General features: G+C 34.2%; 20 protein-coding genes. 5 read left to right on the forward strand and 15 right to left on the reverse strand.

Annotated elements, in window-relative coordinates:
• Nucleotides 1–4 precede the first annotated feature (4 nt).
• The 3 genes from PHQ99_00165 to fba form a co-directional block, all read right to left on the reverse strand.
• Complete coding sequence (locus tag PHQ99_00165; protein MDD4287999.1) at nucleotides 5–3478, reverse strand: DNA polymerase III subunit alpha; 3474 nt, start codon at nucleotides 3476–3478, stop codon at nucleotides 5–7.
• A gap of 150 nt (nucleotides 3479–3628) precedes the next feature.
• A complete protein-coding gene (locus tag PHQ99_00170; protein MDD4288000.1) occupies nucleotides 3629–4660 on the reverse strand; it encodes an ATP-dependent 6-phosphofructokinase in 1032 nt (343 codons plus the stop codon).
• Between the two features lie 52 nt (nucleotides 4661–4712).
• Complete coding sequence (gene fba, locus PHQ99_00175; GenBank protein ID MDD4288001.1) at nucleotides 4713–5579, reverse strand: class II fructose-1,6-bisphosphate aldolase; 867 nt, start codon at nucleotides 5577–5579, stop codon at nucleotides 4713–4715.
• A 310-nt stretch (nucleotides 5580–5889) separates the two neighbouring features.
• Between fba and hflK the strand changes: the two genes are divergently transcribed.
• Nucleotides 5890–6900, forward strand: coding sequence for an FtsH protease activity modulator HflK (hflK, locus tag PHQ99_00180; protein ID MDD4288002.1), 1011 nt, complete (start codon nucleotides 5890–5892; stop codon nucleotides 6898–6900).
• Nucleotides 6900–7757 (forward strand): protease modulator HflC, encoded by an 858-nt coding sequence (gene hflC, locus PHQ99_00185; GenBank protein ID MDD4288003.1) that lies wholly within the window; start codon nucleotides 6900–6902, stop codon nucleotides 7755–7757. Before hflK ends, hflC begins: the two co-directional genes overlap by 1 nt.
• Nucleotides 7758–7897: 140 nt before the next feature.
• Here hflC and PHQ99_00190 read toward each other — a convergent pair whose 3' ends face one another.
• Entirely contained in the window at nucleotides 7898–9556 is a 1659-nt protein-coding gene (locus tag PHQ99_00190) for an NAD(P)-dependent oxidoreductase (protein MDD4288004.1), read from the reverse strand.
• Between the two features lie 371 nt (nucleotides 9557–9927).
• On the opposite strand from PHQ99_00190, the gene PHQ99_00195 reads away from it, so the two are divergent.
• Nucleotides 9928–10656, forward strand: coding sequence for a hypothetical protein (locus PHQ99_00195; protein ID MDD4288005.1), 729 nt, complete (start codon nucleotides 9928–9930; stop codon nucleotides 10654–10656).
• A gap of 2 nt (nucleotides 10657–10658) precedes the next feature.
• Nucleotides 10659–11252 carry a hypothetical protein gene (locus PHQ99_00200; GenBank protein ID MDD4288006.1) on the forward strand — a complete coding sequence of 198 codons (594 nt, stop codon included), beginning with the start codon at nucleotides 10659–10661 and terminating at the stop codon, nucleotides 11250–11252.
• Nucleotides 11253–11356: 104 nt separating this feature from the next.
• Here the strand turns inward: PHQ99_00200 and PHQ99_00205 are convergent, their stop codons facing one another.
• From PHQ99_00205 to ligA, 9 genes are all read right to left on the reverse strand, one after another.
• Complete coding sequence (locus PHQ99_00205; protein MDD4288007.1) at nucleotides 11357–13012, reverse strand: mucoidy inhibitor MuiA family protein; 1656 nt, start codon at nucleotides 13010–13012, stop codon at nucleotides 11357–11359.
• Between the two features lie 82 nt (nucleotides 13013–13094).
• On the reverse strand, nucleotides 13095–13946 hold the full coding sequence (locus PHQ99_00210; protein ID MDD4288008.1) for an MBL fold metallo-hydrolase: 852 nt from the start codon (nucleotides 13944–13946) through the stop codon (nucleotides 13095–13097).
• Nucleotides 13947–13949: 3 nt separating this feature from the next.
• A complete protein-coding gene (locus tag PHQ99_00215; protein ID MDD4288009.1) occupies nucleotides 13950–14474 on the reverse strand; it encodes a hypothetical protein in 525 nt (174 codons plus the stop codon).
• Between the two features lie 120 nt (nucleotides 14475–14594).
• A complete protein-coding gene (locus PHQ99_00220) occupies nucleotides 14595–15773 on the reverse strand; it encodes an FprA family A-type flavoprotein (GenBank protein ID MDD4288010.1) in 1179 nt (392 codons plus the stop codon).
• Nucleotides 15774–15775: 2 nt separating this feature from the next.
• Nucleotides 15776–15937, reverse strand: coding sequence for a rubredoxin (locus tag PHQ99_00225; protein ID MDD4288011.1), 162 nt, complete (start codon nucleotides 15935–15937; stop codon nucleotides 15776–15778).
• 60 nt (nucleotides 15938–15997) lie between these two features.
• A complete protein-coding gene (gatB, locus tag PHQ99_00230; protein ID MDD4288012.1) occupies nucleotides 15998–17455 on the reverse strand; it encodes an Asp-tRNA(Asn)/Glu-tRNA(Gln) amidotransferase subunit GatB in 1458 nt (485 codons plus the stop codon).
• Between the two features lie 96 nt (nucleotides 17456–17551).
• Nucleotides 17552–18991, reverse strand: coding sequence for an Asp-tRNA(Asn)/Glu-tRNA(Gln) amidotransferase subunit GatA (gene gatA, locus PHQ99_00235; GenBank protein ID MDD4288013.1), 1440 nt, complete (start codon nucleotides 18989–18991; stop codon nucleotides 17552–17554).
• A gap of 108 nt (nucleotides 18992–19099) precedes the next feature.
• Nucleotides 19100–19393, reverse strand: coding sequence for an Asp-tRNA(Asn)/Glu-tRNA(Gln) amidotransferase subunit GatC (gene gatC / locus PHQ99_00240; GenBank protein MDD4288014.1), 294 nt, complete (start codon nucleotides 19391–19393; stop codon nucleotides 19100–19102).
• A 23-nt stretch (nucleotides 19394–19416) separates the two neighbouring features.
• Nucleotides 19417–21438 (reverse strand): NAD-dependent DNA ligase LigA, encoded by a 2022-nt coding sequence (ligA, locus tag PHQ99_00245; protein MDD4288015.1) that lies wholly within the window; start codon nucleotides 21436–21438, stop codon nucleotides 19417–19419.
• A gap of 209 nt (nucleotides 21439–21647) precedes the next feature.
• On the opposite strand from ligA, the gene PHQ99_00250 reads away from it, so the two are divergent.
• A complete protein-coding gene (locus tag PHQ99_00250) occupies nucleotides 21648–22769 on the forward strand; it encodes a SurA N-terminal domain-containing protein (protein MDD4288016.1) in 1122 nt (373 codons plus the stop codon).
• A 74-nt stretch (nucleotides 22770–22843) separates the two neighbouring features.
• On the opposite strand, the gene PHQ99_00255 is transcribed toward PHQ99_00250, so the two are convergent.
• On the reverse strand, nucleotides 22844–23653 hold the full coding sequence (locus tag PHQ99_00255; GenBank protein MDD4288017.1) for a succinylglutamate desuccinylase/aspartoacylase family protein: 810 nt from the start codon (nucleotides 23651–23653) through the stop codon (nucleotides 22844–22846).
• A gap of 28 nt (nucleotides 23654–23681) precedes the next feature.
• Nucleotides 23682–25070 carry a VanW family protein gene (locus PHQ99_00260; GenBank protein ID MDD4288018.1) on the reverse strand — a complete coding sequence of 463 codons (1389 nt, stop codon included), beginning with the start codon at nucleotides 25068–25070 and terminating at the stop codon, nucleotides 23682–23684.
• Nucleotides 25071–25148: the final 78 nt, after the last annotated feature.

Below are 25148 nucleotides of genomic sequence, written 5' to 3' on the forward strand. Positions count from 1 at the left end.
TCTTTTATTCACTACCCTCAAACCACACCCTGCTATAATTTAATACATTCTTTATTTCACTAATAATTTTTTCGTTGTATTCTATCCTATCATCAGTTTGCTGGCGATAAATTTTTTGTGGTGATTTGAAGTGAATAATGACATTGTTTTGACCAGGATATTTTTTAAATATTTTTTTCAGGTCTTTCAAACTTTGTTTATCTATATGATTAATATCTGCCTCGATATGTAAAAGGTGCTTATTACTCTTTCTGCTATTATTTTTACGTCTTTTTTTTATCTTATATTCATTGATAGGTGTAATTGATTCAGCCAGTAGTTTTACATTAAACTCTGCTGCATCAAGGCGGCCTTCAACTATTATTATATTCTCCTCACTGAGCGCCTCTTTGTAATCTTCGTATGTTTTTGGGAATACTATTACATCAACAGTACCGTCTAAATCCTCTAAAACAAAAAGAGCCATCATATTGCCGTTTTTAGTTGTTTTTTTGCGCAAAGAAGTAATTATACCACCAAGAACCAGTTTACTCTTATCTGCAAATTGGTTTAATTGTGCAGAATTGCCAGAAACCGCTTGTTTTAGCTTCTCCTGGTAATCTTCCAGTGGATGGTGTGATAGATAGAAACCAAGTGTTTCTTTCTCCATTGTTAATAAATCCTTATCTGAAAATTCGTCAATATCCGGCAATGGTATATCATCTGTCTGTTGAGATTGAGAATTTTCAGACATTAAAGAAAAAAGATTGGTCTGACCATTTCTCTTGTCTTTCTGCATCTCATTCCCTAAATTGATGGCTTTTTCCAAAATTGATAATAATTGGGCTCTTTTGGATTTAGTGGAATCAAATGCACCGCATTTTATCAGACTTTCAATGACCCTGCGATTCATAGTTTTGAAATCCACCCTGCGGCAAAAATCAACAAGGGAGGTAAAATGACCATTTGCTTTTCTTTCTTCTATAATATTTTCAATAGCTGCTCTTCCTACATTTTTTACTGCAGCAAGGCCAAATCGGATTGCATCTTTGTCAACAACTGTGAAGTCAATCAGGCTTTCATTGATATCCGGTGGTAATATCTTAAGTCCCATATTCTGACATTCTTTTATATACTTTACTACTTTATCAGTATTTTGCATAATACTTGTTAGTAGTGCAGCCATAAACTCAACAGGGTAGTGTGCCTTTAGATAAGCGGTCTGGTATGATATAAATGCATATGATACGCTATGCGATTTGTTAAAACCATATCCGGCAAAATATGCAATAAGATCAAATATTTCACTTGCAGTCTGTCTTTCAATTTCATTTTTTACAGCTCCCTCTATAAACAGCTGCTGTTGTTTTTTCATTACCTCTTTTTTCTTTTTGCCCATGGCTTTTCTCAAAATATCTGCCTGTCCAAGGGAAAAACCTGCTAATTGGCTGGCAATCTGCATTACCTGTTCCTGGTATACAATAACACCATATGTATCACGTAAAATAGGTTCTAAACTGGGATGTATGTACTTTATTTCAGAATTTCCTTTTTTTCGGTCAATAAAATCATCAATCATATTACTGCCCAGGGGACCCGGCCTGAATAAGGCTATAAGGGCTGTTATATCCTCTATATTCCTGGGTTCTAACCGCTTGACCAGATCAATCATGCCTGAACTTTCTAATTGAAACAATCCACAGCATTCCCCTCTGGATAATAATTGATACACTTTTTCATCATTGAGTGGAATATTTTCAATATCAATATTTTCTCCACGTGTTTTCCGGATAATCTTTAGGGTGTTATTGATTACTGAAAGAGTTCTCAAACCCAGAAAATCCATTTTTAATAATCCTAATGATTCCAGTACATCAGCTGCATATTGTGTCGATATTTCGCCATCAGATGTTAGTTGCAGGGGAACAAAATTGGTAAGTGACTCTTTAGACAGTACTACACCGGCAGCATGGGTTGAAGCATGTCGGGATAATCCTTCCAATTTTGATGATATCTCGATCATTTTATTTATATTAGCATCATTTGCCATTATATTTTTTAATTCAGGTTCCAGCTTCAATGCTTTTTCAATGGTCATTTTGGGATCCATGGGCACTAATTTGGCAATTTTGTCCACCTGTCCATAAGGTATACCCAGAGCCCTGCCAACATCCCGAATTGCTGCCCGGGCAGCCATAGTACCAAAAGTAATTATTTGAGATACTTTATCTCTTCCATATTTCTTACTGACATATTCAATAACATCCCCTCTTTCTTCATAACTGAAATCAATATCGAAATCCGGCATGCTGATTCTTTCAGGGTTCAGGAATCTTTCAAAAAGTAAATTATAATCCAGGGGATTTATGCTGGTAATGTTGAGACAATAAGCTATCAGACTTCCTGCTGCAGACCCTCTTCCAGGACCTACCATAACATGATTATTTTTTGCATAATTAACAAAATCCCATACAATAAGAAAATATGTGGCAAAACCCATCTTTTTAATAACTGATAATTCATAATCCAGTCTTTCTCTGATTTCCTTATTTAATTCCTTGAATTTAGTCTTTGCACCTTCGTAACAAAGCTGTCGTAAATAATCATTATCTGTAAGCTTTTCGGGTAAATCAAAATCAGGTAGATGGGCATTACGAAATTCAATTTCCAGATTACATTTTTCGGCTATTTTTAAAGTATTGCTTAATGCTTCGGGAACATCAATAAAATGCTGTTGCATTTCTTCAGGGGTATTAAAATAGAATTCATCAGTACTTAATTTCATTCTATTCGGATCATCAAGGTTGGTTGCTGTCTGAATACATAACAGTACATCATGGGCTTCCCTGTCTTCTCTATTTATGTAATGTACATCATTTGTTGCAACTAAAGGTATTTCTAACAGACGTCCCAATTTAATCAGCTCTTCGTTCACTTTGATCTGTTCCGGCATAGTATTATTCTGTATTTCCAAATAAAAATCATCCTTACCGAATATCTGCTGATAGGAAACTGCCAGTTCCCTGGCTTCGGTAAAATTATTCTGCAGAATCATTCGGGGAACCTCTCCTTTTAGGCAGGCAGATAACCCAATTAAACCCTTACTGTATTTTTTTAAAATATCTTTATCTATTCTCGGTTTATAATAGAATCCTTCTAAAAAAGACTTTGTTACCAACTGGAGGAGGTTCTGGTAACCCTCTTTATTCTTAACCAGAAGTATTAAATGGCTGGGTGATTCTTTTTTTCCATTTGATTTATCTTTCCTGCTCTTAGGGGCAACATACACTTCACAACCAATTATTGGTTTAATTTTATTAGCTACTGCTTCTTTGTAAAAATTTATCACACCATACATTACTCCATGATCAGTTAAAGCTAATGCTGGCATGTTATTCTTTTTTGCCTTTGAAATCAGGTCTTTTATCCTGCATGCCCCGTCAAGAAGGCTATATTCAGAATGTACATGAAGATGGACAAAATTTATCTTTTCTGACATATTTAAACACTCTCTTAAATTTCTAAAAAAATGGAAAGCCTGGCTGGCTTCCCATTAATTATTTCTCTATATTAATACTATCACAAATTTTTCTTAATTTTCTATTATGATTAAAAATATTTGAATTTTCTAAAAGATTTTTAATCCGGATTACTTGAAGAAAATCTTTGCGAAATCAATCCATTCCTGGTTAACTGTTTTAATCTCTTTTGTCGCTTCTTCCAGAGGAGTGGCAACTATTTGATTTCCCTTCATAGCTGCAAGCTTTCCAAATTCCTGTTGTTCGATTAACTCAACTGCCTTTACACCGGTGCGCAGACCCAGCATCCTGTCAAATACAGTAGGAATTCCTCCTCTTTGCATGTGTCCGATCACGGCATGTCTTGTTTCTATACCGGTTTTTTCAGTAATTATATCCCCTAATGATTGCCCGATTTCTCTCTTTTTTAGTATCATATGACCAAATTGGTCTAACTCTTCTTCTCCCATACCAACTCCTGGCAATTCTACTCCTTCCGAGACAACAACTAAGGCATATTTTTTCCGGGAATATACTCTTTGCAGTTGCTTGCACATTCCTTCTATGTCCGGGGTTTCTTCCGGTATCAAAATCCAGTCTGCACCGGAGGAAAGACCCGTATAAAGAGCTACCCAGCCGGCATGTCTTCCCATTACTTCCAGTATCATTACACGATGATGGGATCTACCTGTATCTTCCAGACTTTTCATGGCTTCTACTGCCCTGGTAACTGAGCTGTCAAAGCCAAAGGTAAAATCTGTATCAGATAAGTCATTATCCATTGTTTTGGGGGCACCAACCACATTTACCTGATGTTCATGGTATAACTTACTGGCAACACCCAGAGTATCTTCTCCTCCCATTGCTAATATAGCATCCAAACCATAATTATTTATTGTATTTAATACTCTCTGTACACCGCCTTCAATTTTAAATGGATTAGTCCGGGAGGTTCCCAGGAAAGTTCCTGCTTTATCAATTAATTCCTCTGCATCCTGTAAATGAATTTTAAAAAGGTTTCCATCAATTAATCCTCTCCAGCCATCCCTGATGCCAAAAACTTCATAATTATAATCATGGGCTCTATAAACAGCACCGCGAATAGCCGGATTTAATCCACAACAATCTCCTCCACCAGTTAAAATTCCTATTCTTTTTGACATAAGTAATTCCTCCCAAAAATGTATATTATATTTTTTTATGATTTAACATTATTTATGCCTTATTGTTTGAACCTAATACTCTGATACGCCCTCTTATAACCTCTTTTGCAGCTTCTTTTGCAGGTGCCAGCATTTTTCGGGGATCTATCTCTTCAGGGTTTTTTTCAAGAAAATCATTTGCGGCTTTAGTAAAAGCCATACGAATTCGGGTATCAATGTTTATTTTAGTTATACCTGCAGCTATTCCTTTTCTTATTTCTTCATCACATGCCCCGGATGCTCCGTGCAAAACCAAAGGTACTCCTGTTAAATCTCGTATCTTTTCTATTCTTGGTATATCCAACTGTGCTATTGGTTCCTTACATCCATGAATTGTTCCCACTGCGGCAGCCAATGAATCAATTTTAGTCATTTTGACAAATCTTTCAGCCTCTTCCGGATCAGCCATATATTCCTTTATTTTTTCAAGAGCTACACCAGGCTCATCGCTGGAATCCATCTTCCCGATTTGACCGATTTCGGCTTCTACCGGTACATCGCAAACATGAGCCATTTCAACTACTTTTTTGGTCATTGCCACATTTTCATCAAAGGGAAGCTTGGATCCATCAAACATCAATGAAGTAAAGCCAGCTCTCAAACAAAGAATATTCTGATTATAATCAGTTCCATGGTCTAAGTGTAACACAACCGGTATAGTTGCCCTTTCCGCCATTGACCTGACCATACTGACAATCATGTCCAGGCCGGCATATTGAATTGCTCCCTGGGAAGCCTGGACTATAACCGGGGATTTTTCCTCTTCTGCCGTTTCAATGATAGCTTGAACAATCTCCATATTGTTTGCATTAAATGCTCCGACAGCATACTGTCTTTTTTGTGCGTCAATTAACATCTCTTTACTGGTTACTAATGGCATTCTATTCTCCTCTCAATATTTTAGAAATTCCAGTTTTAATTATTTTTTTTATTGATTAATATCAGATTGATAAAAATTCTCAATGTTTTTTTATTATATAGCTGTTGTAATCTTATTGCAAACATAAAAAATCTTTAATGTCTAAATAGTCATATGTATAGGAGGTGTCTGCGAGTATAATTATATAATATTCGGCAAATAAAACAGGTAAATATATTTGAGTAAAAGTTTATTTGGTGTTATATTCAAAAAAGCCTGTTTATTATTAAAAATAGACTATGGGCTTAAATAAAAAAGAAAGGAGATAAATATGCCAGAATTTGGAAATGAAAATAACCCTGATAAATTTGCTAATATAACAGAAAAGATATCAAAGATACAAATTGGAAAAGGTATAATTAAAATATTATTCCTGCTCATTCTTATTATTTATCTTGCCAGCGGTATTTATATTGTTCAGCCAAATGAACAGGGTGTAATAAAGCGCTTTGGAAAATTTGCAAGAATTGACAGTCCTGGATTGCATTATCATCTTCCCTACCCTTTTGAATCAGCCCTGACCCCCTCTGTTACTGAGGTAAAGCGTATTGAAATTGGCTTTAGAACTGTTCGGGGAGGTTACGTAGAAGTATCCGAGGAGGCATTAATGCTAACCGGTGATGAGAATATTGTCAGTGCAGAGTCAATAGTCCAGTACAGGATAAAAAATGCTGCTGATTATCTCTTCAATATCATTGAACCGGAACAAACGGTTAGGAATGCTGCTGAAGCAGCATTACGACAGGTCATTGGGGAACGAAAAATTGATGATGCTTTAACTGAGGGAAAGTATGAAATACAGGAAGAGTCAAAGGTATTAATTCAAGAACTGCTTGATTCCTATGAATCAGGGATTGTAGTTATTGCAGTACAGCTTCAGGATGTAAATCCTCCTGAGGAGGTTTCGTCAGCTTTTAAAGATGTGGCCAGTGCAAAAGAAGATAAAAGCAAATTCATCAATCAGGCTGAAGGCTATCGGAATGACATAATTCCAAATGCCAGAGGTGAAGCTGCTAAGATTATCAAAGAAGCCGAGGGTTACAAAGTTGAGAGAATAAGAAAAGCTGAAGGAGATGTTGCTAAATTTAATCAGGTTCTGACTGAATACCAAAATGGAAAGGATGTAACAAAATATCGTCTGTATATTGAGACTATGGAATTAATACTGCCTAAGATGAAAAAATACATCATGGAAACGAATAATGATACTGACTTGCTGAAATTTTTACCTCTGAGTGATTCATTTATGCCAGAAATCCTCGGAAAGGAGGCTACCAAATAATGAGAAAAAGTTTATTAATAATTATTTTAGTATTAGTTATCATAGTTGCAAATTTTTCCTTCTTTATTGTTGATGAAACCAAGCAGGCTATAATTCTGCAATTCGGCAAGCCTATAAAAGCAATTCAGCAAGCCGGTCTATATATGAAAATACCTTTTATTCAAAATGTAGTATTGTTTGAAGGAAGACTGCTTATCTATGATGCCCAGCCGACAGAGATTATTACCCGGGATAAGAAAACTTTAATTTTAGACAATTATGCCAGATGGAAAATTGAAGATCCTTTGCTTTTCCTGCAAACTGTTAGAGATATTAATGGCGCACAGGCAAGACTGGATGACATTATTTACTCAGAATTGAGAGTAGATTTGGGAAAGTTTGATATGAGTGAAATTGTCTCTCAAAAAAGAACAGAAATTATGAAGACAGTAACTGAACGAAGTAATGAAAAATCAATAGAATATGGAATTAACATTATTGATGTAAGAATTAAAAGAGCGGATTTACCTCCTGAAAATGAGCAAAATATCTTTGCCAGAATGGAAGCTGAACGTGAAAGAATTGCCAAACAATATCGAGCAGAAGGTGAGGAAGAATCTGCAAAGATTATTGCAGAAACAGAGAGAGAAAAAACAGTTATTCTCGCTGAAGCATACAAGGAAGCGCAACAGTTAAGAGGTGAAGGAGAGGCAGAAGCAATTCGAGTATATGCAGAAAGTTTTAATCAGGACCCGGAATTTTACAAATTCTACAGGTCATTGGAAGCATATTTAAATAGCTTTAATGAAAACACCACTATTTTATTATCTCCTGATAATGAATATATAAAATATATTAATGATTTATCAGGTAATTAGAATTTTATAAAATAAACAAAAAGGGTCTTTTGTGTATTTATCTTACTGGATGATAACACAAAAGACCCTTTTGAATTATTCAATATTACCGAAAGCTTCTAAAGCTAAACTTTGTGCAGATAAAAAAATATGATTATCGATTAATATCCTTCTGAGAGATCCACTTTATTTTCCGGCTCCTCCCCATAAAAAATCCTGGTAATATTATTGTAAACAGATTGTATATTCTCTTCAACCGCCTTATCACTGTACCCGGCATTATGAGGAGTCATAATAATATTACCCAGTTCGTGAAAAGGATATTTTCCCGGCAATGTTTCAGGGTGTTCTCTGTCAGGATAACGATACCATGTATCTATTGCCGCTCCGGCTAAATGTCCATTTTTTAAGTTATGATAGAGAGCCTTTTCATCAACAACCCTACCTCTACCTATATTGATAAGGTACTTATCTTTCATTAATTTTAACATATCTCCATCCAGCATATTATTGGTTTTTTCAGTAAGGGGCACTGCAACAATAATAAAATCAGACATTTTGATTACATACTCCAGGGATTCATGATTGCCTAAGAATGTTAATCCGTATATCTTCTCCAATTGCTCTTCCTCTTTAATTTTCCGTTTAATGGCATAGATATTCATACCGAAAGGTAATGCCCTTTTCGCAATTTCTAAACCAATAGCACCAAAACCGATAATACCCAGGTTTCTACCATGAAGCTGGAGTGTGGTTTCCTGTGAAATAAAGCCATGCCATTTTCCTTTTCTTAAATCTCTGTCAGTATTGATTAAATCTTTTGCCAGTGCTAATAATAAACAGATTGCATGTTCTGATACAGCATGGCTGTTTCCGTGAACATTACACACATTAACTTTTGGAAATTTCCGGAAAGCATCCAGGTTCTGCTTATCTACACCTGCAAATGGTATCTGAAATAATTTTAGATTCTTGGCCATTTGAAGGTTATCCTCATTTAGCTCTCCACCAATGATTACATCCGCCTCTGCTATCAGTTTATTTAGTTCAGTCTTCTTTTTTGCTTTAAAATTAATATTCAGGGGAATACTATTAATTTTATTAGATTTATTTAATAGTTTTACCCAGTTCTCTCTGCTGACCATCTTGCTTAAAACAAGTACATTTATTGTCTTATTACATGACTCGCTAATCAGATTTTGTCTATCATTTTCATATCTGCGTGCAGCAATTATATGTTTGCATTCCAAATTCCATTTTTGACAGTTATTTTGAAAATCATAACAATCACATTCTGGAACATCAAGGTTGACATGATATGTTTTTTTACTCTTTTGGTTTTTTACCAAAAAAATATTCCCCTCTCCTCCCTCTCTGCAAATAGACAAATCATTTGCGGCTAAAGCCCTGTTGTTTTGTTCCTCCTGTATCAACAGCTTTCTTGCTAAATTATCAGCTATCTTGTTTTCTTCCCGACGATTCCAGATAAAAAATACCGGTACTTTTATTTCATTTAGTAATTCCTGTATTCTCTCATAAAGAGGGATCATCCTTTTGTTTTTTACTTTAAATTGCTTATTCAACTGTTTCACGACCAACTGACTGTCACAATAAAATTCAACACTTTCTGCAGGTATATTTTTTATCTCTTCCAATCCTCTGATTACAGCCTGATATTCAGCAATGTTGTTTGTTCCCCTGCCGATAATTTCATTTACTTTTTTAACAATATTTCCATCCTTATAGATTACAACACCAATAGCCATTTTTCCCGGATTGGGAATACATGAACCATCAACACGCAATAATAATTTAGACATAATAATCCTCTACTTTTGTCATTTCTTTTAATATTTCTCTTGATTAGTTAAAATCACTGGTACAAAAAACCTGGTAATTATTCAGATAACTGTTAATCCGGGAACAAGTTTCAAACGGGAATCGGAATGGTTAAAGTCCCCAAAATATAATTTATCCTGAAATAATTAAGTATCATTTTTATACTCTTACTCTTATATATTATCATATATTATCACTTTAATTACCAAATTTTGTCAGCAAATTACAACATATCCACGAAAGATTTGACATTTTTAAATATATAACTAAAATGTTGTAAGTGAGTATAACTTTATACAAAAAAACAATGATTTGTATAAAAATGTATTCCTAAAAAGAAGGGATAGTGAATATGGACAAGAGAATACAGTATGCATTTGAAAACTCGAAAATATTAAAATGGCCGAAGCAGCTTTTGTCTTCCTTTGGTTCCTCAGAAATACACTATCATGTTTTGACAGAGCCTGTTTACCAGGAATTTACCAAAGGAGATACCGAAACTGTTGTCAGAGAGGGAACAGTCAGCTGGCATCGTCCGCAGCTCTTAACACCAGGGTATATTCTTCGAATTGAGGGCTTTAGTGATGAAGCCAGAAATGCTTTTTCTGAATTAGCAGATGAAATGCCTGATTTAGCCAGCATTTTATATCGTTTCCATTTCAAAAGAGAAGTAGACTCAATGAACTTTGTTTCAGGAAATTTAGAAACTGTTGCAGATAAGATTGCAAGGGGCATCGAAAAAAGAGGAGATAATCTATCTGCTATTATTCAAGGAGTAGGAGATTTATGGGATATTTCACTCTCTAAATTTATTCTTGACATGATGACTAAAAGTGCGCGACAATCTCATTTTCCGGAACTAAGAAAAAGAGGGCTGGTATCTTATAATCAATTTGGCCAGCAGGTAGTATCAAGAGATAACCAGGGTATTCCGCTTATTGCTAAAAAAGAAATTGAGTCAATGTTCCAGATGGTAAAAAATGGTGATATGGAACCCAGGGATTTAAAAAAGGAATTAGATCGTTGGGGATTATTTGAATTATATCAGGATCGTTTTTTCGATTTGTTCAGAAGGAGGTAAGTGTGGCAAAGATCAAATCAGCATTAGAAATAGCCATGGAAAAATCAAAAAAAATTGAAAAATTAAGTTCTCAGGAAATGAATGAGATAAGACAACAAGAAAAAATTGATAGAATTTTAGCGAAATATTACAAAGACGAAATTGAGGCAGATGATTTATGGCGTCATCTAAAAGATATTTCCAATAAAATGTTAATTAATGCACAAAATAACTTTCTTCAATCATTAACATTTCAAAGCAATGAATTTGAGATTGAAAAAAGAAAAAACGGAATACTTGCAATTGAAAACCTGAAAAATGACAATTTAACTTCAGACATTGAATTCTCTTTTGAGCAACTGGCCAAAATACGTACTGAGTTCAAAAAAAACAAAGAGCAATTGATGCAAATACTTCGAGAAGAGTTAGAAAGAGATCCCCAAAGGAGATTTCAGACATTTCAACAGGATGGTCAGATTGTTGTAAAACAATTAAGTATGGAAGAAGCCATGGAACAGGATGAGCAGTTGAAGAAAAATTTAAAACAACTGGAAATACAATTCAGCAAAAAGTATAATACCGTTAAAGAAAAAATAAGTAACATTATTAACAATTAGCTTAGCAGTCTATATACAAAAACCGGTCTTTTTATCAGAAAGACCGGTTTTTTTCCATTTATCCAATAAGGCATATCTTTTATTATGTATCAAAAATGTTTATTTTATGGCAAATCTATTACCTGTAAATCTCTCGGATGTATAACAGTGTACCCAATATTGATTTCAATCTTCTCCTTTGGCTGTAATAAAACTTCCCACATCCATACTCCTTTTTTATCATTCCAATCCTTTATATCAGGCTCCAGACTGATATCTTCAATATTTACCTGAATTCTATCATCCGCCGGAATAGGGATATTTTCAAAAATCTGGCATAGCGATTCCGAATCCTGATAATTTTCTAATACTATTTTGTATTCATACTTAGTGGCAATTTTAGAGGAAGGTATACTGGCAATTAAGGTTTCATCTACGTATTTTCTAATTAGCTTTCTCTGTATCCGAACATTTTCCGCAATTCCTAATGAAACTTCAAAGTCTTCTCCCGTGGGAATATAATCTATTGAGCTGTTACCTATATAACCTCCTTCTAAAAATAGGTTAGCTTCACCGGGTAGTAAGGGAATATCCATGTTATTTTTTAAAGATACATTATAATAAACAAAAGGGCTTTCCTTTGGATATGCCTTATACTGAAAATTTCCTGTTAATTCTTCTTCAGAGATTAACAACTTTTCCTGTCTGTTACCTGATAAAACAGAAATTTTGTGAGGAATATTATAAGTAACACTTGTACCTTTATGCTCTACGGGTACAATATTTTTTTCATACATACTGTCTCCTGAAACTGCTTCTAAGGCATATTCCTCCATTATAGGAGTCTGTACCATCTTACTGTCTCTTTGCTCTAACTGGAATGGTTTTAAAAACCACGGTTCAACGGTAGGCATAATACCTGATACAGTTGGCCTTGCAGTAGATAAAGAAATATAAACATCCTCCCAGTTTGTTCCAGTAGACTGATTTATTAAGGCATATGTAAAGATAGTGATGCTGTTTTCATTGATATTTGCCCTGATATCATAAGCGGGTCGCCAGCTGATTTCATTATCTACCAGATATGATATTAAAATATGTGGATTGCTTTTTTTATAGACATCTAACTCAATAGTTACTATTACTTTGGTATCAATTTGTCTATCTATTATTTGCTGTAATTGTTTTTCCAGGAAAACAATCTTTTCCTGAAGTGATTCTATTTCCAAGTCATAATTCAGTTCTTCTTCATAGTTTGATTTTAATTTTTCATCTAAAAAATCATAGATTCTTTCAAACTGCTCCACTGCTGGCATCTGAATAATGTAATCAGAAGATATATCCTGGTTTTGAAAATAATATATAATTGAATCTAAAAATCCTTTTTTGTCTTTTAGAGTATCTTTTTTACTGATTAGCAGTCTTATCTCTTTTTCCAGCTGCACAATCTCTTCCTTTAACTGCCTGATTTCTATAGAAGGCTCTACTTCTAATAAAACTTTTTCAATACTTACATTTCTTATACTGATTGCATCTTCACTGATTCCTTTTAATTCCGCATTGATTGTTCTCTCATCAAATGTTTCTAAAATATTATCAAATACAATTTTGTGAAAGCCCTCACCCAGTTCAACTTCTGTTTCTCTGATTATCATTCCGGTATTGGGATAAATATTTATTCGGGTTGGCTGTGAATCTATTATCACTTCCTGTGTCATCGAAAGTGCCACTCCGGAAAATATAAACATAACAAAAAAAACAGCTATTATTTTTTTAATCATCCTCATACCTACCCGTATTTCTGAAGTTTTTTTTAGAACTAAAAATATATTTTATTTCCTATTATTATCAATATTATTAGTATTAATATTGTAAGACAACCCCTGAACCAATCTCTTCTAATGGAGAAACCTGTGATAAGGCAATCTTTGATTTTAAGTCAACACAATGACAGGCATGTAACTTTTTAGGATTAATCCTTTTAAAATATTCAATTGTATTTTTTAATTGTTCTTTTGGTGAATTCAGTAGATGAAATCCGCCAATAATGTCATATATTCTGTCTTCCTTACACACCGATATTGCATAATCTATAATATTGCAAATACCAGCATGTGAGCAACCGGTGACAATTATTAATCCTTCCGGGGAATTAATAGCTATGGCAGAATCGTCAAAATTAAAATCATCAACTTCCCTTTCTTCTATACAGGTTTTACCAATCGGAGTTTTCGCCTCAAACTCATATTTCCTGGGAATCTCTCCCAGAAAAACTACATTGGGAGTTAACCATAGTGGTTTTATAGAAGTCTTCGTCGGAAAAAATCGTTCCAGGGAATTTCTATCCAGCATGGAACCGATAGCTCCGATTTCAGGAATTTTTTTAGATGAAAAAGCATCAGGGTGTGAAATGACTGTTGGCTTATGATAAGACAATCCCTCTATTGCAGCTTCGCTTATCAATCTAATCAGATATGGTAAACCCCATGTGTGGTCCATATGTCCATGAGAAATAACAAGATAATCAAGACTCAATAAATCTATTTTCATTTTTTGAGCATTTATTAAAAAAGCATCTGAATACCCGGTATCAAATAAGATATTCTTATTGTCAGTTTCTATATATATGGAAAGTCCCGGCTCAGCCAGAAAGTATCTGTCAATAATACTGTTGTTATCTATCAGGATTGTTATCTTTATCTCTTTATCCCCCAACTCCTAAATCTCGCCTCTAACCTTAAAGAAGATAATGGCAAAATCCTCTATCATTCTATTTATATGATTTCTGGCTATCTGTTTTATATCCTTTTCATCACAAATCCCAAGCACCTCATCAGTCCACATTTCGTACTTTTCGTAATTACCTGCCTTGCACTCAATAAGGTAGGCTATGGGTGAGTTCTCTCCTGCTATCCATACTCTAAACCAGATACTCCCTGCTCTTTTTGCTTTTTCCTCTTCCTGAAATATAGATGTTTCTTCTGCAGTTATTTCCTGATACTCAATACCGCTAAAATTATTCTTATATCTGAGTTTTGCATAATCCGTCAGCTCTTCGCTGCTCAATCCGATTCTTGGTGCCCGTTCTCCCTGTACTTTAACATAAATATAACCAAAGGTTTCTATTTGTGCTAAATCGCCATATAGTATATCAGTAATATTTCTTTGAGCAGCAGCGTTTATACCGGCTAATAAGAAAGCTACCATCAGGATGGAAATAACAATAACTATATTCCTGAACATATTTAATCACCTCTATATACAATTGTAACCAATTTGCTACAAAACAAATCATTTTTATGATATTTTAGATCAAGGATTTAAAATGTTATTTTTAAATCTATACTTTTTTAATCATTCTGACTATTTCAATTTATTGTGATTATCGGCAATTTGTTCTGCCAGCTTATCAAGTTTTGCTAAATCTTCCTTTCTGGGGTAACTTTTTACCATTACTGTTGGCAATAATTCAACTTTTAAATTACTTATTAATTGAAGAATATTTTCCTCCATTTTACTGCCCCATCCATAAGAACCTATAATCCCTGCATATTTTGTCTTGGGTTTTAAAGCATTACAGAGGTAGGCAGCATATACAATTTGCGGATGAGGACCTGTTAGCACTGTCGGGGAAGCTATAATGACTGTTGCCGCATCTACTAAATCCATTGCCAGGTCACCAATATCAGTATAAATAAGGTTATATGGGGTTACATTGATGTCTCTTTTTATAAGTTGATCTACCAGGTATGAAACCATCATCTCTGTACTGCCATGCATAGAAACATAAGGAATTATCACCTTATTTTTCACCTTCTCAGATACCCAATCACGATAAGCGTTTAGAATGAAATCAGGGTCTTTGTAAACCGGACCATGTGATGGAGCAATAATTTTAATGGAAACATTATCTAATTTTTTCAAGTGTCCTTTAATCTGTTTCCTGAAAGGCATCATAATTTCTGCATAATAGCGTTTGGCAGCACGATAAAAATATGCATCATCCCTGGCCCATAATTCACTTGTAGCCATATGGGAGCCAAAAAAATCACAGGTGAATAATATTTTTTCGTTAATCAGGTAGGTTAAAAAAGTTTCCGGCCAATGTACCCATGGTGCAAATATAAATTTAAACTTCATCTCACCAAATTGAAATATTTCCCCATCCTTAATCTCATAAAAATCTTTTTCTTCCAGGTGTAATTCATCGATTAATAATCCCTTACATTTTTTATTTGTGATAACACGACAACCTGGGTACTCTATTAATACATCTTTTATGCATCCGGAATGGTCCTGTTCAGCATGGTGTGCAATAATATAACTGATTTTCTTGATTTTTATTTCTTTTAATTTTTGAAAGAACTCTTCCTTCTTTGCAGGATCAACAGTATCAATAAGAATTGCTTCATCTTTGTTTTTTACTAAATAGGAATTATAGCTGGTCCCATCAGGTAAGGGTATTAATTCATCAAAAAGTCTTCGATCCCAGTCTATGGAACCAATACAGTAAATATTGCTATCAAGTTGTCTGAATGCCAATATTACTCCTCCTTTTCAAATTCGTCTTTGCCTGCTCCGCATAGGGGGCATACCCAATCATCAGGCAAATCATCAAAAGAAGTTCCGGGCTCAATTTCTGATTCCGGGTCCCCTTTCTCCGGGTCGTAGATATAACCGCAAACTGTGCATTTATATTTATCCATTATTTTTCCCCTTTCATTTTTATATTTATATTATATTGTTTTTATTATAATTAATACAAGCTAATTTGACAATTTATTCACTTTTTCTTTTAATAAATCAAGCACCAAATCCGGTTGTGCCCTTCCTTTTGTGTATCGCATAACCTGTCCTACTAAATAATTTAATGCTTTTTCCTTACCAGAATGGTAATCCTGTACTGACTGGTAATTTTGGCTGATAACTTTTTCTATTACAGTATCAATTTCACTCTTATCGCTAATTTGGGTTAAACCGCTTTCCTGTACCAACTCTTCAGCTCGCTGTCCTGTTTTATACATTTTTTCAAAAATTGTTTTAGCAATCTTTCCACTGATAATATTTCTGTCAATCAAAACCAATAATTCTGTTAATCTTTCAGCTGAAACCGGGCTTGAACTAATATCGATACTGTCTTCGCTCAGATATCCCAGCAGCTCACTTAGAATCCAGTTAGTCAGCTTTTCATAATTTTTATAATGTCCTACCGCTTCCTCAAAGTAATCACCTAATGATTTTACCTCCACCAATCTGTCTGCATTATACTCGGAAAGGCCAAAATCTTTCACAAATCTTTTTTTTCTATCTGCAGGCAATTCAGGCAAGTTATCTTCTATCTCCTTAATCCAGGAACTTTCAATTGTTAGAGGCAATAAATCAGGTTCGGGAAAATATCGATAATCATGTGCTTCTTCCTTGGTTCTCATGCTAATAGTTTTATTGTTTGCCTCATCCCATCTTCTCGTTTCCTGTAATATTTTTTCACCATCTTCAATCATCTTTCTCTGTCGAATTATTTCATAATCCAGAGCCTTCTTGATTGCCCGGAATGAATTCATATTTTTAACTTCAGTCTTGGTACCTAATTGATGGGTTTTTGAATCCCTTATAGAAATATTTGCATCACATCTCATAGACCCTCTTTCCAGATTGCCATCACAGACACCAAGATACTGAACAATGCTCCTGAGATTTTGTAAAAATATTATAGCTTCATCGGAAGAATGTATATCCGGTTCAGTAACTATTTCCAGCAATGGAATACATGAACGATTATAATCTACTAAAGAACCGGTTATCCTGCCATTCTCTTCAATATGTACTAATTTACCGGCATCTTCTTCCATGTGGGCTCGATTTATTCTTATTCTGACCTTTTCATTTTGATTACCGGTCAGAATTTCCAGATACCCTTCCCCTGCTAAGGGTAAATCATATTGTGATATCTGATAGGCCTTTGGTAAATCCGGGTAAAAATAATTTTTTCGATGAAAAATATTTGTTGTATTTATATGGCAATTTAAAGCAATTGCCGTTCTAACAGCTAATTCCACTGCTTTTTTATTTAAGACCGGCAGGCATCCGGGCAATCCTAAACAAACCGGACATGTGTTAGTATTGGGTTCCCGGTCTATATAATCTGTGCTGCAATGGCAAAATAGTTTTGTTTGCGTTAACAATTGAACATGGATTTCTAAACCAATTACAATATCATCTTGCATTATAATTCTCCAATCCTTTAAATTCACATTCTTCTTATTATTTCCTTTATTTTATGGAATATACAATTTTTACTGACATAATTCTATGTTTACCGGTTAGCCTACTGGAGGTTTTGGTCTTTTAATCTTTAGTGTCTGATTATAATGTCTTTCAAGATTATAGCCAACACGTAATATATTTTCTTCCTCAAATGCCCTGCTGATAATCTGTAATCCAATAGGTAAATTATCCTCATTAGTAAATCCACAATTCAGGGACATACCGGGCAGTCCTGCCAGGTTCACCGGCATTGTATAAGTATCAGTTAAATACATAGTCAGTGGATCATCTATTTTTTCGCCTATTTTAAAAGCAGGAACAGGAGAGGCAGGACAAAGTATAATGTCAATATTTTTAAAGACTTTATCAAAATCTTCTTTGATTACAGTTCTGACCTTTTGTGCTTTTAAATAATAGGCATCGTAATAACCTGAACTTAAAGCATAGGTGCCAAGCATTATTCGGCGAATTACTTCCGGTCCAAATCCGGAACTTCTCGTTTTTCTGTACATATCCTCAAGGTCATCATTATCATCTATTCTCAAGCCATATTGCACTCCGTCAAATTTAGCTAAATTCGAACTTGCCTCTGCCATCCCTATCAAGTAATAAGCAGGCAGTGCGTACTCTATACTCGGTAAGGATATTTCTTCTACTTTTCCACCTAATTTTGATATATGATCAATTGCTTTTAGTACAGCATCCTTTACCTCAGGATTTAAGCCTTCTTTAAAATACTCTCCGGGGACACCAAATCTTAAATCTGAAATATCATCACGGCATGCACTAAGAAAATCCGGTACAGGTACTTTAGCTGATGTGGAATCCATTTCATCATAGCCACATATTATATTCATCATTAAAGCAGCATCCTGAACACTTTTAGTTAAAACACCTACCTGGTCTAAAGAGGAGGCATAGGCAATAACACCATAACGGGATACCCGTCCATAAGTAGGTTTAAGACCAACCACCCCACAAAATGAAGCAGGCAATCTAACGGAACCCCCGGTATCTGTTCCCAAAGCCACCAGTGCTTCGTCTGCTGCTACGGCTACTGCCGAACCACCACTGGACCCTCCGGGAACACGGGTAATATCCCAGGGGTTTGTAGTTACCTGATATGCAGAATTTTCATTAGATGAACCCATACCAAATTCATCCATATTTGTTTTGCCTAATATAATCGCACCAGCATCTTTTATTTTTCTGATAACCGTGGCATTAAAAGGAGGGATAAAACCCTGTAAAATCCTGGATGCACAGTTAGTTTCTATACCTTCTGTACAAATAATATCTTTTACAGCCACCGGAAGCCCTGCAAGAGGAGGAATCTTTTCACCATTGCTTATTTTTCTATCTATTACCCTTGCCTCCTGTAATGCTTCATCCCGATTTGTCCTCAGGTAGGCCTTAAATATTTTATCAGTCTTATCAATTTGACTAAATATATCCAATATAACCTGTTCAACTGATAATTCCTTTTCATGGACCATTCTTATATAATCAATTCCCTTTAGCTCATTCAATTGCAAATCAATTTCCTCCCATTTTTTAGCATTTATTTTCCTTGTATTATATATTATAAAAAATATTCAAATTACTTATAATGTTTTTGGAACCTTAAAATATCCATCTTTTCTGGAATTAGTCAAATTCATTACTTTTTCCTGAGGCAGTGACGGCCTCGGAATATCCTCATGAAACGTAAGATTAGAATGCAATATTTGAGAAGTAGGGCTTACCTCCCTGGTATCTAATTCATTTAATTTCTTGAAATAAGTAAGTATATCATTAAATTGTTTTACATATAATTCTTTTTGTTCTTCAGATAATTCCAGTTTAGCTAATTGTGCTACATATTCGACATCTTTTTTCTCAATAATTTTTTCAGACATATGAAACCATTCCTCCTATCAAATTATCCGCTTTTACCTATCATTTTTTTAAAATCTTCTTCTTTAATTATTTTTGTATTCAGTTCTAATGCTTTTTGATATTTCTTACCCGGATCATTTCCTAATACTAAATAATCTGTTTTCCCTGTTACATTACCGGTGACTCTCCCGCCTAATTTTTCAATTTCAATTTTTGCCTGTTCTCTGCTGAAACTTTCCAGTGTGCCGGTTATAACAAATTGAGTACCATCCAACAGTTGCTTCTCCTCTTTTCCTGTTACTGCACTCAGTTTAACTCCTGCATCCTTTAATTTATCAATTATTAATAAATTTTCTCTTTCCTTAAAAAATAATTGAATGCTCTCTGCAATCTTAGGACCTATCTCCTGAATACTGATTAAATCGTCTAAGCTCTTATTTTGTAAATCATAAATATTGTCTATTTTTTGGGAAATTACTTTCGCAGCATAACTGCCAACATAGCGAATGCCCAAAGCATACAGCAAATTAGGTAAAGGTCTGTTTTTACTTTCTTTTATAGCATTTATTATATTTTCCGATGATTTTTCTGCCATTCTTTCCAGTTTAATCAAATCATCCTTTTTCAGATAATACAAATCAGCAAAATCATTGATAATCTTCCTGTCAACAAGCTGTTCTATTAAGGCTGAACCCAGGCCATCAATATCCATTGCCTGCCTGGAAACAAAATGCTTAATCCTCTCTTTTACCTGAGCAGGACAGGCAATATTATTACAGCGAGTAGCGACTTCATCATTTAATTTTACGACACGGGAATTACAAACAGGACATTTCGATGGCATATTAAACTTTCTTTCTTTACCATTACGATTTTCCTTGATTACTTTTACCACTTCAGGAATAACTTCTCCAGCTTTTTGTACCAGTACAGTGTCCCCGATCCGAATATCCTTTCTTCTAATTTCATCTTCATTATGCAATGTAGCTCTCTGAACTCTTGACCCGGAAATAATTATCGGTTTCAAAACAGCTACCGGGGTAAGAGTTCCGGTTCGGCCAACACTTACTTTAATATCTTTTATTACAGTTGTCATCTGCACAGCGGGAAATTTAAAGGCTATTGCCCAACGGGGACTTTTAGAAGTGGAGCCAAGTTGTTCTCTGATTTTTAACTGGTTAATTTTTATCACCATTCCGTCAATCTCGTAGTTAAGGTCATTTTTTCTTTTACTCCAGGAATCACAATACTCTATAGCATCTCTTATATCCCGGCAATGTTTAATATGCGGATTTACCTTAAACCCAGCATATCTTAAAAATTCCAATACTTCCATATGTGTTCTGAATTCACTTTTTTCAGGTAGCATTGCCTGGTAAATAAAGGTGTCGAGCTGCCTTTTTGCTGTTATTGCAGGATCCAGCTGGCGTACTGAACCGGCAGCGGCATTGCGGGGATTAGCAAACAGGTTTTCACCTTTTTTTATTCTTTCTTCATTAAGCATCTTAAAGCTATCCTTGTTCATATATACTTCACCGTAAACTTCAATACGTTGAAATTGATTATTATTTCTTAATTTTAATGGTATACTGTTTATTGTTCTTAAATTTTGAGTAATATCCTCTCCGGTAAAACCATCGCCTCTGGTTGCCCCGCGAATTAGAATCCCTTCTTCGTAAACCAGGGCAATTGCAAGTCCATCTATCTTTAATTCAACAACATAATCAAATAATTCTGATGGATAACTCTTCTTGATTCTTTTATCAAAATCTAACAATTCTTTGTCTGAAAAAGCATTGGACAGACTTAACATAGGAACAAGGTGTTTAGCAGTTTTAAATTCAGCTAAGGGTTTTGCTCCAACTCTTTGCGTAGGTGAGTCAGGAATAATTAATTCAGGATATTTTTGTTCTAATTTAATCAATTGATTCAGCAAAGTATCATATTCATAATCTGATATAAGAGGCTTATCAAGAATATAGTAATTATAATTGTGGTTTCTAATTACCTCTCTAAGTTTGTTTATCTCCTTTTTTATATCCGATTTATTTCCTGTTAATCCCATAACCGCAATTCCTTCAATTAACTTTTAAATTTTATTGTATTATAGTATATAACAAAATACATGGGAACCTCAATATTTAATGCTTAAATAACATACAATTAAAATTCTTATGTGTTTAAACAGGGTTAAAGTAAATTTGACAAATATTCTTAGTAATATTATATTTATAATCGATATCCAAATTAATTTTAAGGAGACTATATACCACTATGCAATTTATTCGTAAGAACGTAAAACCAATTCTACTAATCATTGTTGCTGCCTTTGTTGTCTCAATATTTTATGGTCTTGGCCAATACAGGTCTTCTGGTGGAAGTCAACAAAACCCGGGAGCACTAATAGCGCAAGTGAATGATACAGGAATCAGTTATCAGCAATGGCAAAGCGCTTTTACAAATTTTATTTCCCGTTATGACAATCAGACACTATCAAATATGAATGAGGAAACCCTGGCGTATATAAAAAACAGCATAACTGAACAACTGATTAATTCAATACTATTATATCAGCACGCACAGAACGAAAATATAAAGATTTCTGACAGTGATATCAGTAATGAATTAGAAGCAGTTAAAAGCACTTTCGACTCAGAAGAATCATTCAACCAGGCTTTAAAAAGAAATAATATTACCGTTAACCAGTTAAAAGATGACATAAACATGCAATTGATGATAGGAAAAGCTGTCGAACAGGAATATGATAAAATTGAGATTACTGAAGAGGAAATCTTGCAATATTATGAAGAAAACAAAGAATTCTTCTTTCAACCGGAACAAAGAAAAGTCAGCCATATTTTAGTTGAGAGTTTGGAAGAAGCTGAAAATATTCAAAATCAATTAAACGACAAAATGGTTGATTTTGAAAAATTGGCAACTGATAACTCTATATGTCCTTCTGCAGAACAAGGCGGAGATTTAGGCTATATTTCCCGTGGACAAACAGTTCAACCATTTGAAGATGCTGCTTTTTCCTTAGAGCCCGGAGAAATAAGTGATATAGTGGAAACTGAGTTTGGTTTCCATATTATTAAAAGTGAAGAGATTCTTGAAGAACATCAGTCTGATTTTGAGGAAAGCAGAGAAGAAATTGAAAATATTTTAAAAACTCAAAAACAGAATTCTGCTATAAATGAATTAGTAACTCAACTAAGGGAAGATTCGGAAATAGAGATTTATTATGATTTTACTTCTGAATTAGAAGAGTCAGCCCAGGCTGAAAGCCAGGAAGTTTTATCTGAAGACGATGGTGACAATGAACAGATAACCATTGATGAAAATAATCCTGAAGATGAAGGACTGGAAGAATCAATAACAGAAACAGATGAAGAATAATTTTAAAATAGAAAAAAGGCCTTGTAATTTAAAATACAAGGCCTTTTTTTATTCTTACTTTGTTGCTAATTTTGCTATGGAAGAATCATGTCAAAATAATCCAGTAATTTTTCAATACAAATAAGATGAAACTCTACCCTCCTGCCATATTCTATCTTAGTACATGTTTCAAAAGTTATACCGGGTGTACCAGTTTTATCCAGGGATTCATAAGTGCTGCTTCCTTCAATGGGTTTTTGAATAATTTGGAATTGATTTTCAGGATATATTATTGCACTGTTTAATTCCTGTAATAGATAGTCTGCTACTTCCTTTAAAAGCATATAATGGTCATCAAGTACAATAGTTTGCCCATAAAAAGTTGCACCTTCTTGAAAATAATCAACTGATTCATGCAAATCTAACAAAAAATCAACTTCATTTTTTATGATTATATCAAATATTTCTCCGGCTAATCCTTTTATTCCTTCTGAAGCAGGTTCTCCTGGGAAATTCCGGTTTAAATCTTCTAAAGGAGACATTGCTCTAACACTATTGTTAACTGCCTCCTTGTTAGCTTCAGGGATAATTATGACTGTACCTTTTTTAAGCCCGGTATCATTTATTCTTTTTATAAACTGTTTTGTTGCCTCAATTCCTGCAAATTCATCTCCATGAACCCCTGCCATAATCATTACAATTGGGCCATTCTGTTCAGACAAAAAAAAGTATGCAGTAGTTTCAAATTGAGATCCTTCACAAAGTATTTTTTGTGAACTGGTAATAGCTGAGGTATTATCAGCGTAAACAAACATCAGGGATATGGAAAAGATTAAACTTACAATTATTAATAATAAAAATACGCTATTTCTATTTTTTAAATTAACCGGGTTATTTTTATCCATATTTTTATTCGAATCTTGATAATTTAAATCAATCAACTATTACTTTCATTGGTACACTTAAATATTTATCATTTGAAATAAATTCCATACTTTCGCCACGGGAATCGGCAATAACCCTATATGTCTTTACAGTATAACCAGGAATGCCTTCCTGTAACACTCTATCCTTAATATACTCCATATTTTGTCTCTTAATCTCTATAATATCAAAATCATGTATCTCTTCATCCCGGGTTATAATTGTAATTTCTTTATCTAATACCCTTTCACCATATACAGTCGTTATAAGGTTACCTTCTTTAGTCTCAGAAAATATTACAATTGTCTGGTCAAGTGAATTCTTAAACCTTAAATCTTTAAAGCCATAAAATATTGCCGCATCTCTTCCCAGGGGAACATAGTTTGTAGCCTCTCCATATATAGAATGATTGTATCTCTCAATTATTTGAAGGTTAGCAAGAAGTACTGCATTATATAAAGTGGTTGATACCTGGCAAACACCACCCCCATACCCGTTGGTATATTGTCCATTTACTATAATAGTACTCTCCTTGTATCCATCTTCCTTCTCAGCAGGTCCAACCAATTGGTTAAACAGGAAGTTATCTCCTGGTTTAAGTATGATTCCATTAATATCGTCAGATGCCTTTTTTATATTAAATAATGTATTGCTTTCCTTCCCCTGCAGGCTGGTTTTAAAAGAACTGATTTCCTGATTGATTCCTAATTGTGCAAGAAGTTTGTCTGTTGATATTTCAGGATATTCACGTTTAACCGGTACCTCAACTATGACATCTGTAGTGTCCGCATTTGCTGCATGGAGTAGATTTCTATTTATTTCTTCATATAATTCCTGCTTTTGTATTTCAATTCCTATCTGTGAAGGAATAATTCTGTCTACTTTTAATTCTGCATCTCTTGTGGGTTGCTCTATTTCAGTTTTAAGTATATTAATCAAATCATCATAGTCTGAATTATTAAAATCAAAATAGGGAGTAACGATCTTTGCCCTTCTTATTAAAGATATTCTATCTGCTATTCTCTGCCATACACTACCCTGTCTGCAAATTGCATATGCTTTATCAATTAATTTATCTAAATCTATGGAAGCGCCAAGATCCTCCCGGGGAACAATAGTAATTGCATAATCATCATGTTTTATTTGAATTGATCTATGCAGCAGCTCTTCTACTATTGGTGATAAGGCATTCTCAGTTTGGGTTTTGTTCAGCTTTCCAATATTATGTTCTAAAGCAAAAACATTGCTATAATTTTTCCCTCTATGGATTAAATAATCCACAGAAAATATCAAGAAAAAAATCAGGACAAGTAAAAGAAATGCTGTAAAAATGTTTTTATAAATACCGGCCTTATTATTTTTGGTTTGCCTTCTTCTATAATAATTTTGTGAATACAACTATTTTTCCTCCGTATTTGATATACCTGTAATTGTTTAAATTATAAATATAATGTTCATTGAAAAATAAAGATTTTT

It is taken from the genome of Atribacterota bacterium, assembly GCA_028703475.1.
Taxonomy (GTDB): domain Bacteria; phylum Atribacterota; class Phoenicimicrobiia; order Phoenicimicrobiales; family Stramentimicrobiaceae; genus JAQVMU01.

Coding starts and splice junctions, on each gene's coding strand:
- gatA (MDD4288013.1), bottom strand. CDS start 18,991: ATGGTCCATGAAAAGGAATTATCAGTTGAACAGGTTATATTGGATATA.
- PHQ99_00225 (MDD4288011.1), bottom strand. CDS start 15,937: ATGGATAAATATAAATGCACAGTTTGCGGTTATATCTACGACCCGGAG.
- PHQ99_00170 (MDD4288000.1), bottom strand. CDS start 4,660: ATGTCAAAAAGAATAGGAATTTTAACTGGTGGAGGAGATTGTTGTGGA.
- PHQ99_00195 (MDD4288005.1), top strand. CDS start 9,928: ATGGACAAGAGAATACAGTATGCATTTGAAAACTCGAAAATATTAAAA.
- hflK (MDD4288002.1), top strand. CDS start 5,890: ATGCCAGAATTTGGAAATGAAAATAACCCTGATAAATTTGCTAATATA.
- gatB (MDD4288012.1), bottom strand. CDS start 17,455: ATGCAAGATGATATTGTAATTGGTTTAGAAATCCATGTTCAATTGTTA.
- PHQ99_00250 (MDD4288016.1), top strand. CDS start 21,648: ATGCAATTTATTCGTAAGAACGTAAAACCAATTCTACTAATCATTGTT.
- PHQ99_00255 (MDD4288017.1), bottom strand. CDS start 23,653: ATGGATAAAAATAACCCGGTTAATTTAAAAAATAGAAATAGCGTATTT.
- hflC (MDD4288003.1), top strand. CDS start 6,900: ATGAGAAAAAGTTTATTAATAATTATTTTAGTATTAGTTATCATAGTT.
- PHQ99_00190 (MDD4288004.1), bottom strand. CDS start 9,556: ATGTCTAAATTATTATTGCGTGTTGATGGTTCATGTATTCCCAATCCG.
- PHQ99_00205 (MDD4288007.1), bottom strand. CDS start 13,012: ATGATTAAAAAAATAATAGCTGTTTTTTTTGTTATGTTTATATTTTCC.
- PHQ99_00165 (MDD4287999.1), bottom strand. CDS start 3,478: ATGTCAGAAAAGATAAATTTTGTCCATCTTCATGTACATTCTGAATAT.
- fba (MDD4288001.1), bottom strand. CDS start 5,579: ATGCCATTAGTAACCAGTAAAGAGATGTTAATTGACGCACAAAAAAGA.
- ligA (MDD4288015.1), bottom strand. CDS start 21,438: ATGGGATTAACAGGAAATAAATCGGATATAAAAAAGGAGATAAACAAA.
- gatC (MDD4288014.1), bottom strand. CDS start 19,393: ATGTCTGAAAAAATTATTGAGAAAAAAGATGTCGAATATGTAGCACAA.
- PHQ99_00215 (MDD4288009.1), bottom strand. CDS start 14,474: ATGTTCAGGAATATAGTTATTGTTATTTCCATCCTGATGGTAGCTTTC.